This is a genomic window from Acidisoma sp., from assembly GCF_965199065.1.
Lineage (GTDB): Bacteria > Pseudomonadota > Alphaproteobacteria > Acetobacterales > Acetobacteraceae > Acidisoma.
The window spans coordinates 290,547-305,744 of record NZ_CBDAQN010000001.1; the positions used below are offsets into that span (position 1 = coordinate 290,547).

Annotated in this window: 14 protein-coding genes, 1 tRNA gene and 1 riboswitch; of the genes, 9 read left to right on the top strand and 6 right to left on the bottom strand. The window is 67.5% G+C overall.

Annotated elements, in window-relative coordinates; translation table 11 throughout:
* The first annotated feature begins 1 nt into the window (after position 1).
* The 3 genes from ACOEQ1_RS01405 (at position 2) to rpiA (ending at position 2,708) form a co-directional block, all read left to right on the top strand.
* Positions 2 to 874: a D-amino-acid transaminase gene (locus ACOEQ1_RS01405; RefSeq protein ID WP_419757449.1), complete on the top strand. Its 873-nt coding sequence runs from the start codon at positions 2 to 4 to the stop codon at positions 872 to 874.
* A 78-nt stretch (positions 875 to 952) separates the two neighbouring features.
* The gene (locus tag ACOEQ1_RS01410) at positions 953 to 1,972 is read left to right on the top strand and encodes an NADP-dependent oxidoreductase (RefSeq protein WP_419757450.1); all 1,020 of its coding nucleotides are present in this window, start codon (positions 953 to 955) and stop codon (positions 1,970 to 1,972) included.
* Between the two features lie 4 nt (positions 1,973 to 1,976).
* Complete coding sequence (rpiA, locus tag ACOEQ1_RS01415) at positions 1,977 to 2,708, top strand: ribose-5-phosphate isomerase RpiA (RefSeq protein ID WP_419757451.1); 732 nt, start codon at positions 1,977 to 1,979, stop codon at positions 2,706 to 2,708.
* Here the strand turns inward: rpiA and ACOEQ1_RS01420 are convergent.
* On the bottom strand, positions 2,695 to 3,591 hold the full coding sequence (locus ACOEQ1_RS01420) for a LysR substrate-binding domain-containing protein (protein WP_419757452.1): 897 nt from the start codon (positions 3,589 to 3,591) through the stop codon (positions 2,695 to 2,697). The two genes, rpiA and ACOEQ1_RS01420, sit on opposite strands and share 14 nt — an antisense overlap.
* Before the next feature lie 93 nt (positions 3,592 to 3,684).
* On the opposite strand from ACOEQ1_RS01420, the gene ACOEQ1_RS01425 reads away from it, so the two are divergent.
* Together ACOEQ1_RS01425 and ACOEQ1_RS01430 are read left to right on the top strand one after the other, a co-directional pair.
* Positions 3,685 to 4,551 (top strand): aldo/keto reductase family oxidoreductase, encoded by an 867-nt coding sequence (locus ACOEQ1_RS01425; protein WP_419757453.1) that lies wholly within the window; start codon positions 3,685 to 3,687, stop codon positions 4,549 to 4,551.
* Between the two features lie 3 nt (positions 4,552 to 4,554).
* Complete coding sequence (locus ACOEQ1_RS01430) at positions 4,555 to 4,983, top strand: DUF1810 domain-containing protein (protein WP_419757454.1); 429 nt, start codon at positions 4,555 to 4,557, stop codon at positions 4,981 to 4,983.
* On the opposite strand, the gene ACOEQ1_RS01435 is transcribed toward ACOEQ1_RS01430, so the two are convergent.
* Positions 4,966 to 5,355 (bottom strand): RidA family protein, encoded by a 390-nt coding sequence (locus ACOEQ1_RS01435; RefSeq protein ID WP_419757455.1) that lies wholly within the window; start codon positions 5,353 to 5,355, stop codon positions 4,966 to 4,968. The two genes, ACOEQ1_RS01430 and ACOEQ1_RS01435, sit on opposite strands and share 18 nt — an antisense overlap.
* Positions 5,356 to 5,647: 292 nt before the next feature.
* Here ACOEQ1_RS01435 and ACOEQ1_RS01440 point away from each other — a divergent pair, with 292 nt between their 5' ends.
* Complete coding sequence (locus ACOEQ1_RS01440; protein WP_419757456.1) at positions 5,648 to 6,670, top strand: acyltransferase family protein; 1,023 nt, start codon at positions 5,648 to 5,650, stop codon at positions 6,668 to 6,670.
* On the opposite strand, the gene ACOEQ1_RS01445 is transcribed toward ACOEQ1_RS01440, so the two are convergent.
* The gene (locus tag ACOEQ1_RS01445) at positions 6,644 to 7,846 is read right to left on the bottom strand and encodes a hypothetical protein (protein ID WP_419757457.1); all 1,203 of its coding nucleotides are present in this window, start codon (positions 7,844 to 7,846) and stop codon (positions 6,644 to 6,646) included. The two genes, ACOEQ1_RS01440 and ACOEQ1_RS01445, sit on opposite strands and share 27 nt — an antisense overlap.
* A 19-nt stretch (positions 7,847 to 7,865) precedes the next feature.
* Positions 7,866 to 10,304 carry an ATP-dependent helicase HrpB gene (gene hrpB, locus ACOEQ1_RS01450; protein ID WP_419758610.1) on the bottom strand — a complete coding sequence of 813 codons (2,439 nt, stop codon included), beginning with the start codon at positions 10,302 to 10,304 and terminating at the stop codon, positions 7,866 to 7,868.
* 92 nt (positions 10,305 to 10,396) lie between these two features.
* On the opposite strand from hrpB, the gene ACOEQ1_RS01455 reads away from it, so the two are divergent.
* On the top strand, positions 10,397 to 12,535 hold the full coding sequence (locus ACOEQ1_RS01455) for a protein-disulfide reductase DsbD family protein (protein WP_419758611.1): 2,139 nt from the start codon (positions 10,397 to 10,399) through the stop codon (positions 12,533 to 12,535).
* Between the two features lie 6 nt (positions 12,536 to 12,541).
* Here ACOEQ1_RS01455 and ACOEQ1_RS01460 read toward each other — a convergent pair.
* A tRNA-Gly gene (locus ACOEQ1_RS01460) sits at positions 12,542 to 12,615 on the bottom strand.
* A 121-nt stretch (positions 12,616 to 12,736) separates the two neighbouring features.
* A riboswitch (SAM riboswitch) is annotated at positions 12,737 to 12,816 on the top strand.
* Between the two features lie 49 nt (positions 12,817 to 12,865).
* Between ACOEQ1_RS01460 and metZ the strand changes: the two genes are divergently transcribed.
* Positions 12,866 to 14,071, top strand: coding sequence for an O-succinylhomoserine sulfhydrylase (gene metZ / locus ACOEQ1_RS01465; RefSeq protein WP_419757458.1), 1,206 nt, complete (start codon positions 12,866 to 12,868; stop codon positions 14,069 to 14,071).
* A gap of 8 nt (positions 14,072 to 14,079) precedes the next feature.
* Positions 14,080 to 14,562, top strand: coding sequence for an N-acetyltransferase family protein (locus ACOEQ1_RS01470; RefSeq protein WP_419757459.1), 483 nt, complete (start codon positions 14,080 to 14,082; stop codon positions 14,560 to 14,562).
* On the opposite strand, the gene ACOEQ1_RS01475 is transcribed toward ACOEQ1_RS01470, so the two are convergent.
* Entirely contained in the window at positions 14,543 to 15,178 is a 636-nt protein-coding gene (locus tag ACOEQ1_RS01475) for an HD domain-containing protein (protein ID WP_419757460.1), read from the bottom strand. The genes ACOEQ1_RS01470 and ACOEQ1_RS01475 overlap by 20 nt on opposite strands.
* Positions 15,179 to 15,198 lie beyond the last annotated feature (20 nt).

The window sequence follows — 15,198 nt, forward strand, 5'->3', positions numbered from 1 at the left end:
GATGAGCCGCATCGCCTACGTGAATGGCCGCTACCTCCCACTGGCCGCCGCGCAGGTGCGCGTCGAGGATCGCGGATTCCAGTTCGGCGACGGCGTCTACGAAGTCGTCCACCTCCATCGCGGCCGCTTCACCGACGAGGACAAGCACCTCAACCGGCTCGGCCGGTCGCTCGGCGAGTTGCGCATCCCCTGGCCGCTCAGCCGCGCGGCGCTCGGCGGCATCATCCGCGAAGTCGTGGCGCGCAACCGGCTGCATGCGAACGGCCTCGTCTATATCCAGGTGACGCGCGGCGCGGCGCGGCGCGATCACGTCTTTCCGGCGGCCACCACCCGGCCGACGCTCGTCGTCACCGCCCGCACTCTGGCGCCATATCCCCGCGATGTGGATGCCTGGGCCACCACCATCATCACAGGCCCTGACCAGCGCTGGGACCGCTGCGACATCAAGACCGTCAACCTGTTGCCGAACGTGCTCGCCAAGCAGGCTGCGCGCGAGGCTGGTGCCTTCGAGACGGCCATGGTCGACGGCGACGGGATGATCACGGAATGCGCCTCATCCAACCTCTGGATCGTCGACGAGCGCGGCCAGCTTCGCACCCGCCCGCTGGGGCACGAGATCCTGCCCGGATGCACGCGTGCGGCGCTCGCAGAATTGCTCGCCGGGGAGCGGGTCACGCTTTCCGAGACAGCGTTCAGCCTGGAGGAGCTGCGCCGCGCGCGCGAAGTGTTTCTGACCAGCGCCACGAGCTTCGTCCGCCCGGTGATCCGCGTGGACGGCACCCCGGTCGAGGATGGTAAGGTCGGCCCGATTACCCGTCGGCTCTTCGCCGCCTTCGCGCGCCATGTGCAGGGAGGCCTGTCCAACGCGGCCTGAACCTAGGAAGCGCTTCTTTTCGAGCCCAAGTCGGGCACAAAGGAGCTAAACTTCCGTCCGCTAAAGAGGAATACAGCCATGTCCGACAACCGCCGCTCGGTCATCCTCCGCAGCCGCCCGAAGGGGCCGCCGACGATCGACAACTTCTCCCTGGAGACGGAGCCCGTCCCGCAGCCCGCCGAAGGGGAGGTGCTGACCCGGACGCTCTGGCTGTCACTCGACCCATACATGCGCGGCAGGATGAGCGACCGCGCCTCCTATGTCCCGCCGACGGAGATCGGCGCGCCGATGATGGGAGAAACGGTCGGCGAGGTCATCGAATCCCGGGACCCTCGTTTCAGCCCCGGCGAGGTCGTGCTCGGCGCCTTCGGCTGGCAGAGCCACATCGTGACGCCCGCTGACCGGCTGGTGCCGCTGCCCAAGGGCGCGCCCTATTCGGCCTATCTCGGCGTGCTGGGCATGCCGGGCACGACCGCCTACTCGGCGATGAAGGACATCGGCCAGCCGAAGGCCGGTGAGACGGTGGTGATTTCGGCGGCCTCCGGCGCGGTCGGATCGGTCGCCGGACAGTTGGCGAAGCGGGCGGGGGCGCGGGTCGTCGGCGTCGCCGGCAATTCCGACAAATGCATGTTCGTGCAGGAGTCGCTCGGCTTCGACGACTGCATCGACCACCGCGCGGTCATGGACCTCGATGCCGCGCTGCAGGATGCCTGCCCCGACGGCATCGACATCTATTTCGAGAACGTCGGCGGCGATCTCCAGCAGGCGGTGTTTCCGCGCCTCAACACCTTCGGGCGCGTCATCATGTGCGGCATGGTCGCCGAGTATAACGACACCAAGCCGCGTCCCGGCCCGAACCTCATGTCGGTCGTCCGCAAGCGGTTGAAGATCGAGGGTCTCATCGTCACGGACAAGCCCGAGCGCTTCGCTGAATGGCGGGAGCTGGCGGCGCCCTGGGTCGCCGATGGAACCTTGGCCTACCGGGAGCATGTCGTGGATGGGCTGGAGAATGCGCCCGGAGCGTTCATCGACCTGCTGCGCGGCCATAACTTCGGCAAGCTGGTCATCCGCGTCGGCGAACTCACGAGAGGACAATAAAGCCATGAGCGGCGATCTCAGCCCGCAGGCCATGCTTCCGCAGGATCGGGCCAAGCAGGCGGCGGCGGACGCGGCGGCGGCCATCGTCGAGGACGGGATGCTGGTGGGCCTCGGTTCCGGCACGACGCTGCGGCGCTTCGTGCGCAGCCTCGGGCTACGGGTCGGGCAGGGGCTCAGGATCACCGGCGTCCCGACATCGGAATCGACACGGGCACTGGCAGTCGAACTCGGCATCTCCGTCGCCGACCTCAACGACGTGAGCGAGCTGGACCTTGTGCTGGACGGCGCCGACGAGATCGATCCGCAGGGCCAGATGATCAAGGGCGGCGGCGGCAATCTGCTGTGGGAGAAGATCGTCGCGACTGCCGGGCAGCGCTTCGTGGCCGTCATCGACGAGAGCAAGCCCGTCGCGCATCTGGGCAAGTTTCCATTGCCGGTGGAGGTGGTGCGCTTCGGCTGGCGCTCCACCGAGCGGCAGATCCGCGGCCTCTTTGTCGAAAGCGGCTTCCTGGAGCCGGCGATGACGCTGCGCGGCGGCGAGGCCTCGCCATTCGTCACGGATGGCGGCCACTACATCCTGGACTGCGCGCTCGGCGAGATCACGCACCCGGAGCCGCTGGCGATTGCGCTGGACCGCATTGCGGGCGTCGTCGAGAACGGGTTGTTCATCGACATCGCGCGGTCTGCCATCATCGGCAAGCCCGACGGAACGGTCGAGACGGTCACCTACGACTGACGAAGTCGATGAAGGCGCGCAGCGGCGCGGGCAGGTAGCGGCGGCCCGGGTAATAGAGGAACGGCCCTGAGAAACTCGGCCACCAGGGCTCGAGCACCGGCTCCAGCGCGCCGCTGTCGAGATAGGGGCGCAGCCAGTCCTCAAACAACTCGATGATGCCGCTGCCGGCGACCGCCGCATCGACCACGAGTTCGGTGGCCGAGCCCACGCTGACGATCAGCGGGCCGCCCGGCTCCACTTTCACCACCTCGCCATCGCGCTCGTATTCCCAGACGAGCATCGCCCCGCTGGAGAACCGCCCGCGCAGGCAGGCGTGGCCGAGGAGGTCGCGCGGATGATCGGGCCGCCCACGCCGGTCGAGATAGGCGGGCGCGGCGGCTGTGGCGAACCGTTGCATCCGCGGCCCGATCGGGACGGCGATCATGTCCTGCTCCAGCCGCTCGTCGTAGCGGATGCCGGCATCGCAGCCCGCCGCCAGGATGTCGACGAAGCTATCCTCGGCCACGACCTCCAGAATGATATCGGGGTAGGCTGCCAGGAAAGGCGGCACGATGCGCGGCAGGAGGAGCCTCGCCGCGCTCACCGGCACGTTCAGCCGCAGCGTGCCCGCCGGCCGGTCACGGAAGCCGTTCACCACGTCGAGCGCCGCCTCGACCTCGCCGAGCGCCGGACCGAGCCGTTCGAGCAGGCGCGCGCCGGCTTCCGTGGGCGCCACGCTGCGGGTCGTGCGGTTGAGCAGCCTGACGCCAAGCCGCGCTTCGAGCCTGCGGACGGCCTCGCTTAGGCCTGAGGCACTGCCGTTGGTGAGGCGCGCGGCGTCCCGGAAGCCGCCGGCTCGGGCTACGGCCACGAAGGCCGTCAGGTCACTGAGCTCGGCCGTCATTGTTCGACACCCCGCACAACCTGTGCCGACCTATCCGGATTATCATACGGTCCGGCTGCGATTACAAATGCGTCCATCAACAGGAGACGCATGATGAGCGACATCAGCAAAGCCGGCACCTTCACACTCAGCGACCGCCGCGTGAACCGCCTTGGCTACGGCGCCATGCAGTTGGCCGGGCCGGGCGTGTTCGGTCCGCCGAAGGACCGCGAGGCCGCGCTCGCCGTGCTGCGGGAAGCGGTCGCGAGCGGCGTCGACCACATCGACACCAGCGACTTCTACGGGCCGCATGTCACAAACCAGATCATCCGGGAGGCGCTGCATCCCTATCCGGACGATCTGGTCATCGTCACGAAGGTTTCGGCGCGGCGCGGGGCGGACGGCTCATGGCTGCCGGCGATGTCGCCCGAGGAACTGACGGCGGCGGTGCACGACAATCTTCGCAACCTCGGTCTCGACGTGTTGGAGGTCGTCAACCTGCGCAGCATGCTGGATGTCCACGGTCCGAAGGAAGGTTCGCTGGAGGCGCCGCTGACCGTTCTCGCCGAGTTGCAGCATCAGGGCCTGATCCGGCACATCGGATTGAGCAACGTGACCTCGAAGCAGGTCGCGGACGGACGCCGCATCACCGAGATCGTCTGCGTGCAGAACGCCTACAATCTCGCGCACCGGGCCGACGAGGCGCTGATCGACGAGCTTGCCGCGAGCGGCACCCCCTATGTCCCGTTCTTCCCGCTGGGCGGCTTCACGCCCTTGCAGTCGACCGCGCTGTCGGAGGTCGCAGCCGGGCTGGGTGCGACGCCGATGCAGGTGGCACTGGCTTGGTTGTTGCAGCGCGCACCCAATATCCTTCTCATTCCCGGCACGTCCTCGTTGGGGCATCTGGAGGAGAATCTGGCCGCGGCCGATCTGGTTCTGCCGGATGAGGCGGTGGCTGTTCTGGACAGGATCGCGGAGTGACAGATGGCGGACGGCTTTAATCTTGGTCGGTTCGAGGCGGCGCAGGCGCCGGTGATCACGCAGGTGATGCGGGAGTTGCGGGCGGGCGACAAGCGCAGCCATTGGATGTGGTTCGTGTTTCCGCAGCTTGCGGGGCTGGGACACAGCCCGATGGCGCAGCGCTACGCCATCTCGTCGCTCGATGAGGCGCGGGCTTATCTCGCGCATTCCGTTCTCGGGCCTCATCTCGTCGAGTGCACGGGGCTGGTCAATGCCGTCGAAGGTCGCTCGGTCCATGCGATCTTCGGCAGCCCTGACGACATGAAGTTCCGTTCGTCGATGACGCTGTTCGCGCGGGCGGCGCCGGATGAGCCGGTCTTCCGCACGGCGCTCGATCGCTACTTCGGCGGCGGGGAAGATCCGAGGACGGTCGAGCTACTCGGCGCGGGCTAGCCGCCGCGCGGTAACTTCGATCTCGATCTTCATGCGCGGATCGGCGAGCCCGGCTGCGATCATGGTCGCGGCCGGCCGCACGTTTCCGAACGCGCGTTGCAGCGCCGGCCAGCAGGCCGGGAAATCCTCTGCCCTGGGCAGGATATAACGCACGCGTAAGACGTCGGCGAAGGAACTGCCGGCTTCGGCCAGCGCGGCGGCGATATTCGTGAGGGTTTGCTCCGCCTGCTCCGCCACATCCTCCGATATGGCCATCGTGGCATAGTCGAAGCCGGTCGTGCCGGAGACGAAGATCCAGTCCCCGTCCACCACGGCGCGCGAGTAGCCGATATCGGCCTCGAAGCGGGAGCCGGACGAAATAAGGCTGCGCATTCAAACCTCTCTCTCAAACTTTGCTCAGCGAATAGGAGCTGACGCGCATTTTATGACTGTGCGCGTAGTCCGAAAAGATGATGGTGCAAGCGATATTCCGTTACGGAATGTTGTTGCGGACGCTTCGGAAGAAGACCCAGTGTGAGCGGCGATGGAGTTTCGCTCGACAGGAACACAAGCTAAATCATTTCATGTGTTGTAGTCTATGGTTTAGGTTACGCTGCACCGTCTAGCTTGATCCGAACAACACGTTCCCCACGCCGGCGCAAGCTCAACACCGAGAGCAAGCTCAATGGACAATGTGATCGATAGCCGGTCAGCCGGGATCAGAACTGGCCGCTTCAATTCCATCCAGGTTCTGCGGGCGCTCGCCGCCGTTTCCGTCGTGCTGTTCCACTCCAGTGTCTTCGGCATCGGGTACAGCGGCGTCGACATATTCTTCGTCATTTCCGGCTTCATCATGGGCACCATCGGCGTCAATGAACGGCCGGCGGTCTTCGTCACTAATCGCCTTATCCGGATCGTTCCGCTCTATTGGGCGGTCACGCTCGCGATCTGCGTGTTGTCATTCATTCCCGGAGCGTTCAAGACTTTCACGTTCGACGTCCAAACCCTGACGAAATCGTTGCTGTTCGTCCCGTATTACGACCAGACCGGCCACATCTGGCCGCTGATAGTTCCTGGGTGGTCGCTCAATTACGAACTTTTCTTCTATGTCATCTTCGCGGTCGGATTGTGTTTCCGACGCGCTATCTCCTTCACCATACCCGTCATGGTTGTTCTGGTCCTCGCGGGGGCGCTGCTGCCGTCGGAAAGTCCGCTGGTCCACACCTACACCAACGCCTTACTGCTCGAATTTGCGGCCGGATTGGCTCTGGCCCAATTCCAGCTCATCAAGGGGCTCTGGCTCGGCCTCGCCTTGCTAGCAGCGGGCATCGCCCTCTTCGTTCACGCGGGCTTCGCCCAGCATAGCGATGTCGAAGGGTTCTCAAGGCTGATGATCTTCGGGGTGCCCGCGATCCTGGTTGTCGCGGGTGCTCTCTTTGTTGAGCGGGCAGGCTACTGGCCCCGCATGAAACCTCTTGAAGCAATCGGCGACGCGTCCTACTCGCTCTACCTTCTGCATGGATTTGCCGTGGCGTTCTTCCACAAGTTCCTTCATCTGCCGACGCCTCAGATGGCAGTCGTCATCGTCGTATCCAGCCTCATCGGCGCCTTGCTGAGCTACCGGTATTTCGAGCGTCCGGTCGCTCGCCTGCTGCGAACCACCATTGGCCGCAGAACGGCGCTAGGGCCCCGGTTGGCAACCGGGTAATGATCCGCCCCGGGCATCGTTACCGAAGTTCGCGGCCCATGCGGCGGCCTCTTTCGGCTTGCCAGCGGAGCCAACCGGAGTGAAGGCATAGGATCCGCCGCCGTTGTCGTCCCAGATGGAGACGAACGCGACCGGCACCTTGGATGTCTTGAGGACGCTGGCTTCCCACGCCGGAAAGTATGGATTGTCCGAAAGGCCCGCGTTGATTTCCGCGCCATCGCCGCCGGCGCCCGTTTCAGGCACGGCAACCGGCAGGTTCTGTTCCTCGGCAAACGCGATCAGCCCGGGCAGGCTGAGGGCCACGCCGCCACTGCTGTCGGCGATCGCAGCCGTCGCGGCCGGGTTGGAGTAGAAGTGGCAAAGGTTGATGGGGTTCGACGAGAACTGCGTCACGCTGCGGTCGTAGATCGCATGGGTCGCGTTATAGGCCTGCCCGTTGGCAGCCCAGTCGTAGAGGGAGTCCGGAGTAACCTCGCCGTAGATATCGCCGCCGATGATATCCACGTACTGCTTGCCCGGCCACAGTGTTTTGGTTGCGTTTCCGGCCGGAGTGCCGTTCACGAGGCCGGGGTTCCAGATGATCTTGAGATTGACGCCGTCAGCCGCCGCCGCCGCATGCATGGTCTTGTAGATGTGACGGAACGCCGTGATCCATAGTCTCTGCAGGGCCGCATCGCCACCGACGAAGCCGGGCGTCGACGTCAGGTTCATTTCGACGCCAGGACGCCAGTACTGCGTCGGATAGCCGTCGTTCTTCCAATCCTGCACCATGCCCTGGAGCATGCCGTCGTAGGCGCCATCGGCATAATTCCTCAGGAGGTGGGCTGTGGTGGGCGCACCCGGGTTGGTCGATCCCATCGGCAGCGCAATCAACGGTATGATCGGGTTGCTGGGGGTGTTCGTCCACCCTTCGGTGTGCTGGAACTGCGATGCCGAGTAGCTGCTGTTGCCCCGCCAATCGGATGGCACCTGCGTATAGTCGATGAAGTCGTTCAAGATCGTTGCGTGGGCGCCCATCAACGTGTCGAAGTCCTGCAGATTGGCCTGACTGCCGGGGTCGTTGGGTTCGTCGGGGAAGACGCCGAGCGGCCAAGGGGTTGCGGCCGACGCGCTGCACGCGAAGCCCGCGAACAGAGCAGCTGTCAACATTGCTCGCTTCATCGCCGGATAGCGCAACCCATCCTCCTGCCTTCTGTTAACGCCCATCGGCGACGAGCGGGTCCTCGGGCCAGTTGTGCTTCGGGTACCGGCCGCGCATGTCCCGCCGCGCGTCCGCCCATGCGCCACGCCAAAACCCGCCAATATCCGCCGTGATAGCGATCGGCCGCCCGGCCGGCGACAGCAGCGAAAGGCGTAATGCTATGCGCCCTCCCGCCAGCCTCGGCGTCTCCGCCAATCCGTAGAAGTATTGAGCCCGTGCCGAAGCAATCGGCACCGGCTGAGCATAATCCACCGGCGCACGCCCTCCCGGCAAGGCCAGATGCGTGGGCAACTCGCGGTCCAGGCGAGACCGCAGGCTCCACTCCAGCCGGTCCAGTAGCAGCGCGCTGAGGTCGAGCCGGGCAAGATCGCCAAGCCGCGTCAGCCCATGCAGATGCGGCTCCAGCCACTCCGTCAGTGTCGCCAGCACGGCCGCGTCGTCGCTCGCCGGCCATAGGTCGGGCTCGAGCCCATGCATCAGCACCAGCCGCGCCTGAACGCTGCGAGCAGCCTCGGTCCAGGGCAGGCGGCTCGGGTCGCGCGTCACCGCGTCCAGCAACGCGGCTGCGGCCTCGGCGGCGTCGGGTGGCCCCGACCGGTCCTCCAGCACCAGCGCGCCAAGCCGGCGCCGGCGGCGCGCGTGGATGCTGCCCGTCACCGGGTCCAGTGTCGTCTCCACCGTCTCGGTCACCCGCCGCGCGAGGCCCGGCGGCAGCGATGTGGGGTCGAGCACCGCCGCCATGCGGATGCGGGCCGATGTCTTCATCTCGAGCGCGGCCACCGCCAGCAGCGAGGCGCGGGCCAGCGGGTCGTTCGCCGGCAGCTTGGCGCCGCCGCCGCCGGAAAGCCGGAAACTGCCCGGCTCGCCGCGTCCCTGCGCCAACCGGTCCGGGAAAGCGGCGGCGATCAGCGGCGCCGGATCGCCACTTGGCCTGATCTCGCCACGCAACCCCAGTCGGCCGCGATACTGCCGCGCCGCCTGCCGGATGCGATGCACCGCGCCGCGATCCGCCTGCGCCGAGCCCGCATCAGCCAGCGCCTCGAGCCGCAGCGTAATATCCGCGGGCGCCTCGGGCCCCGCGCGCAGCGGGTCGCGCTCCTCCAATAGCGCCGCCAGATCGCAGGCGAGTGCGGCTTCGGAGGGCGTCCTCGCCGCCAGCATCATGGCTGCAAGCCGGGGATGGGCGCCAAGCCTGCTCATCTGCTGACCGAACTCCGTAATCGCGCCGTCGTCGCCCAGCGCCTCCAGCTCGCCCAGCAGAGTTCGCCCAGCCGCGAGCGCGCCTGCCGGGGGAGGGTCGGGGAAGGGCAGGTCAGTGGGCGCCGTGCCCCAGGCGGCGCAATCCAGCACCAGCCCGGAGAGTTCCGCCTCGAGGATCTCCGGCCGGTCGAAGGGCCGCAAGCCGCGGTGCGTGGCCGTCGTCCACAGCCGGATGGCGAGCCCCGGCGCCTCGCGTCCGGCGCGGCCGGCGCGCTGGTCGGCCGCGGCCCGGCTGATGCGCTCCGTCGTCAGCCTCGTCAGCCCGGTGCTGGGGTCGAGGCGCGGCGTGCGGCGGTAGCCGCCGTCCACGACAATCCTGACGCCCGGAACGGTCAGCGAGGTTTCGGCGATGGAGGTCGCCAGCACCACGCGCCGCCGCTCGGCCGGGCGCAGCGCCAAATCCTGTGCCGCCGGCGGCAGGTCGCCATGCAGCGGCAGCACGAGCGCGTCGACGCCCGCCAGCGCCGCCTCCACCCGGCGGATCTCGCCCATGCCCGGCAGGAAGGCGAGCACGTCGCCCGGCGTCTCGGCCAACGCGGCGCGGATCGCGCGGGCCATCGCGTCGGGCAGGTCGCGGATATGGCCGAGGTCGCGCGGCTGGTGGCGCACCTCTACCGGGTAAATCCGGCCCGCGCTCTCGATCACCGGCGCGGGATTCGGCGCGCCCATCAGCGCGGAGAGCCGCGCGCCGTCGAGCGTCGCGGACATCGCCAGCAGCCGCAAGTCCGGCCGCAGCAGCTTCTGCGCGTCCAGGCAGAAGGCGAGCGCGAGGTCGGCCTCCAGCGAGCGCTCATGGATTTCGTCGAGGATGACGGCGGAAACGCCCTCCAACCCCGGGTCGGCCAGCAGCCGGCGCACGAGCAGCCCGGTCGTGACGACCTCGATTCGTGTCCGTGCCGAGACGGCGCTGTCGATGCGGGTTCGGAAACCGACGGTTTCGCCGACCGTCTCGCCGATGAGGCTCGCCATGCGGGTCGCAGCGGCACGGGCCGCGAGGCGCCGCGGCTCGAGCATGACGATGCGGCCCTTCGCCCAGCTGGCGTCGCGCCACAGCGCGAGCGGCACCAGGGTGGTTTTGCCGGCGCCGGGCGGCGCGACCAGCACGGCGTTGGGGTGGTCCTCCATCGCCGCGAGAAGCCGGGGCAGTGCTTCGGCTACCGGAAGCTGCCCCATCGGGCTCTCCTGCGGCACAACGATGACCGGTATCTCCATGTTGCCGTCGGTCGGGATGGAACGAGCCTCCTTAAGGAAGTAGGGTGCCTGCCATGACATATCCCGGCGCTCCCAGGAAATCGCTGCGGGCAGTCCTGGCCCTCCTTGCGCTCGTCGCGGCCGGCTTCTTGGGCCGGCAAGGCCTGTGTCCTCAGGCGCAGGCGGCGCAGAGCTTGGTCGCCTCGACGCTGAACGTCGATGTGAGCCTGCTGTCGGACGTGGATCGTGTCGCCCCCGGCCAGCCCTTCCGCATCGGCTTGCTGTTCGGTTTGGGTAACGGCTGGCACATCTACTGGACCAATCCCGGCGATGCCGGGGCGGCGCCGACGCTCGACGTAGCGCTTCCTCAGGGCGGAAGGGCGGGCGCGCTTCAATGGCCGATCCCGAAGGTCATGATCGACGGGTCGATCACGAGCTACGGTTACTCCCGCAAGACGGCGCCGGTGCTGCTGCCGCTGACCGTTACCCCGCCAAAGACGCTGCTGACGGCCTCGACCTATACCGTCACGGCGACTGCCACCTGGCTCGTCTGCAAGGATATCTGCGTGCCCGGCTCCGCCAACTTCAGACTGGCGCTGCCCGTTGCGGACAAACCCGTTCCCAGTCCGCAGGCGACGCTGTTCGCGGCGGTCGATCGCCGCATGCCGACTGCGGCTCGTTGGCAGGCCTGGGTCGAGCCCGATGGCACCCTCAGCGTCGACGACACGGGTGTATCGCGCTCCTCCGACCTCGCGACCGCCTATTTCTTTCCGCTTCAGCCGGGCGTGATCAATCAGGATTTCGATCAGCCGCTGAAGGTTCGTCACGGCCGGGTGGTGCTCGGGCTGAAGCCGGGTTCTGACTTCAGCCAAGCCCAGCCGCTTACCGGGCTGCTCGCTTTGACGATGGCCGATGGAGACGAGGCCGCGGCGATAATCTCCGCACGGCCCGGCGTCCCGCCGCCGCTGGGTCCTGTCGGTTCGCGGCTCAGCATCGTGATCGCGATCGTGACATCGTCCGGGTTTCTGGCCCTTCTGGGTGGCGCCTTTCTAGGCGGCCTCATCCTCAACCTGATGCCGTGCGTCTTTCCGGTGCTGGCCATGAAGGCGGCGCATCTCGTTCGGCTCTCTGGTGGCAAAGCGGGTTCCGCACGGCGCAGCGGGCTCGCTTACGGCGCCGGCGTGCTGCTGAGCTTCCTGGCGCTCGGCGGCGTGTTGCTCGCTCTGCGCGAGGGCGGCCGGCTCGCCGGCTGGGGCTTCCAGTTCCAGTCCCCGCTATTCGTGCTGGCGATGATCTGGCTGCTCTTCGCCGTGGGGCTGAGCTTCTCCGGCGTGCTGGTGATCGGGGGCCGCTGGGCCGGTGCCGGGCAAAGCCTTGCAGCGCGCGGCGGCGTGGCCGGCAGCTTCTTCACAGGGGTTTTGGCGGCGGTGGTCGCCACCCCGTGCACCGCGCCCTTCATGGGCGCCGCCGTGGCGGCCGCTCTGGCTGGGCCGCCGATCCCCGGCATCATGATCTTCCTGGCCCTCGGGCTCGGCCTCGCGCTGCCGCTGGTGGTCATCAGCCTCATCCCCAACCTGGCGCGGATCGTCCCCCGGCCCGGAGCATGGATGGACATCCTCCACCAGGCGCTCGCCTTTCCCGTCTATGCCAGCGTGCTGTGGCTGGTCTGGGTCGCCAGCCGGGAGGGGGGCTCCGATCTGCTGCTGGCCGCGGGCTCCGGCCTTCTGCTGATCGCCTTCGCCGCATGGCTCGGGCGTCTCGGGGGCCGGGTCGCGCCGATCGTCGCGCTGCTTGCCGTCATCGCCTTGATCCCCGTGCTCTGGGGCGCGCACAGCGCCCGGCCCGATACGGCGCAGAAGGTCGCCAATGGCGGCGAGCCATTCACGACTGCGCGGCTGGCCGATCTCAGGGCCGCGGGCAAGCCGGCCTTTGTCGATCTCACGGCGGCCTGGTGCGTGACCTGCCTGTTGAACGAGCGCGTGGCGCTGGATCAGGCTGCGGTACAGGCGGGCTTCAAGCGCGCGGGCGTGACCTACCTCGTCGGCGACTGGACGCGGGGGGACCCGGACATCACCACCTACCTCAGGGACAACAGGAGGGACGGCGTGCCGCTCTATGTCTTCTACCCGGCGGGGGGCGGGCCGCCGGTGACGCTACCGCAACTGCTGACGCCTGCTCTGGTGCTGAGCACGATCGACAGGTCACCCGGTTAGAGAAACTGGAGCGGGTAGCGGGAATCGAACCCGCGCATTCAGCTTGGGAAGCTGACGAGCTACCATTACACCATACCCGCCCATGGGTGGCGTGCTCTTCCTCCCTCATATCGCCATCCGCGGCGTTTGAGAAGCGCCCTCCCGCTCCGGGCCCGGGCGGTTGACGGCGGCGGGCACGCAGTCCTATGCAGGGTCATGGCACGGCGTGCCCCTCGTGATTTGTCCGGCCGGATTGCGGCGAGGTGAAAGAAACGCGCTAAAGAGGCCAGTGGAGACGTGCGAGCCTCCACTGCATCCACGGCCGGGTTTCTCCATGAGAGGCCCTTTGCCATGACCGACACCCCGAGATCCCTCCGCCCCGCCAGTCTGCTCGTCCATGGCGGCACCATGCGGAGCGAGTTTGGCGAAACCAGCGAGGCGCTCTTCCTCTCCTCCGGCTTCGTCTATGACAGCGCCGAACAGGCCGAGCAGACCTTCCTCGGCGAGGTCCAGCACTTCCAGTACTCCCGCTTCGGCAACCCGACCGTCCAGATGCTGGAGAACCGGCTGGCTTTGCTGGAGGGTGCGGAGGCCTGCCGCGCTACCGCCACCGGCATGGCGGCGGTCTCCTCCACGATGCTCTCCCACCTGAAGGCAGGCGACCGGGTCGTGGCCGCCCGCGCGCTCTTCGGCTCCTGTCACTGGATCGTCTCGACGCTTTTGCCCCGCTACGGCATCGAGACCGTGTTCGTCGAAGGCGCCGATCTCGGCCAGTGGGAGCAGGCGCTTGCTACCCCGACGCAGCTCGTGCTCGTCGAAAGCCCGTCGAACCCGATGCTGGAGATCGTCGATCTGCAGGCGGTGGCCGATCTCGCCCATGCCTCCGGCGCCATCGTCGTCGTCGACAACGTCTTCGCGACCCCGCTGCTGCAGCACCCGTTCAAGCTCGGCGCCGATGTCGTGGTCTATTCCTGCACCAAGCATATCGACGGGCAGGGCAGGGTCCTCGGCGGCGCCGTCCTCGGCCGTAAGAAATGGGTCGAGGAGGTGTTGCAGCCCTTCACCCGCAACACCGGCCCGGCCATGTCGCCCTTCAATGCCTGGCTGCTGCTCAAGGGGCTTGAGACGCTGAGCCTGCGCGTCGACGCCTCCTGCCGAAACGCCGAACAGGTCGCACAGTTTCTAGAGAGTCGCGCCGAGGTGGTGCGTGTCTGGTATCCGACGCTCGCCAGCCACCCGCAGCGCGATCTCGCGATGCGCCAGATGTCGGCTGGCGGCACGCTGGTGACCTTCGACCTTGGCAGCAAGGAGGCTGCGTTCCGCTTCCTCAATCGCCTCGGGCTGATCGCGATCTCGAACAACCTCGGCGATTCGAAATCCCTCATCACGCATCCGGCGACGACCACGCACATGCGTGTCGGTGCCGAGGAGCGGGCGCGCCTCGGGATCGGAGACGGCGTGGTCCGGCTCTCGGTCGGGCTGGAGGATCCGGCGGATTTGATCGAGGATCTGGGGCAGGCGTTGGACGCCGTCGCGCAGCGTCTGGCGGCGGAGTAGCCGCGCGGATGCAGATCAGGCCGGCGGACGAGGGCGATCACGACACGGTCTGGTCGATCATCGCGCCGATCATCGCGCAAGGCGAGGCTTACGCCCTCCCCCGCGACTGGTCGCGCGCGGAGGCGCTCGAGTATTGGTTTGGCGGGGAAAACAACGTCTTCCTGGCCGAGGCGGAGGGTGTCGCGCTCGGCGCCTTCTACCTCAAGCCGAACAAGCTCGGCGGCGGCGCGCACGTCGCCAATGCCGGCTATGCGACCGCCGTCAGCGCCCGTGGCCGGGGCGTCGCCCGCGCCATGGGCGAGCACAGCCTCGCGCAGGCCCGGGCGCTTGGTTTCCGGGCGATGCAGTTCAACTTCGTCATCAGCAGCAACACGCCCGCCGTGCACCTGTGGACGAGCCTGGGCTTCGAGACGCTCTGCCGCGTGCCCGAGGCCTTCGCCCATCCAACTCTTGGTTTTGTCGACGCGCTCGTCATGTACCGGCGGCTGTAGGCGCCGGCTTCAGCCATCCATTCGCCACCGCATCGGCGAAAACCGTCTCGGCGGCGGCCCATAAAACCGGCGAGCCGTGCGCGATCCGGCTCGTCAGGGCCCGCTCGCGACCCTCGTCGAAATCGTAGTCCGTCCAGGTGCCACCGCCGACGACGTGGTTGAGCAGGATCGGCTGCAGCCGGTCGCAGGCCTTGGCGAAGCGGGCATCCGGCGTTTCGGCGGCCTCGAACTCGTCCCAGATGGCACGCATCGCCGGCCCCTGGTCCGGCGGCAGCAGCCCGAACAGGATGTCGGCGGCGGCCTGCTCCCGCTCGGCCTGACCCACGGCCGCCGCCGCGTCATAGAGCGGCGTGTCTCCGGCTTCGATCTCGACCAGATCGTGCAGCAGGAGCATCTGCACGACGCGCCATACATCCACCGGCCCCACCGCATGCTCGGACAGCACCATCGCGAAGAGGGCAAGGTGCCAGGAGTGTTCGGCGGTATTTTCCCGGCGCGACCCGTCGGCGATGCGGTTGCCGCGAATGACCGTCTTGAGGCGGTCCGCCTCCATCAGGAAACGGAACTGGTCGGCCAGCCTGCCGCCGGTGCGGTCCAGCCACACGGTTGATTTCATCGCTCGCGACCTTCTTGCTG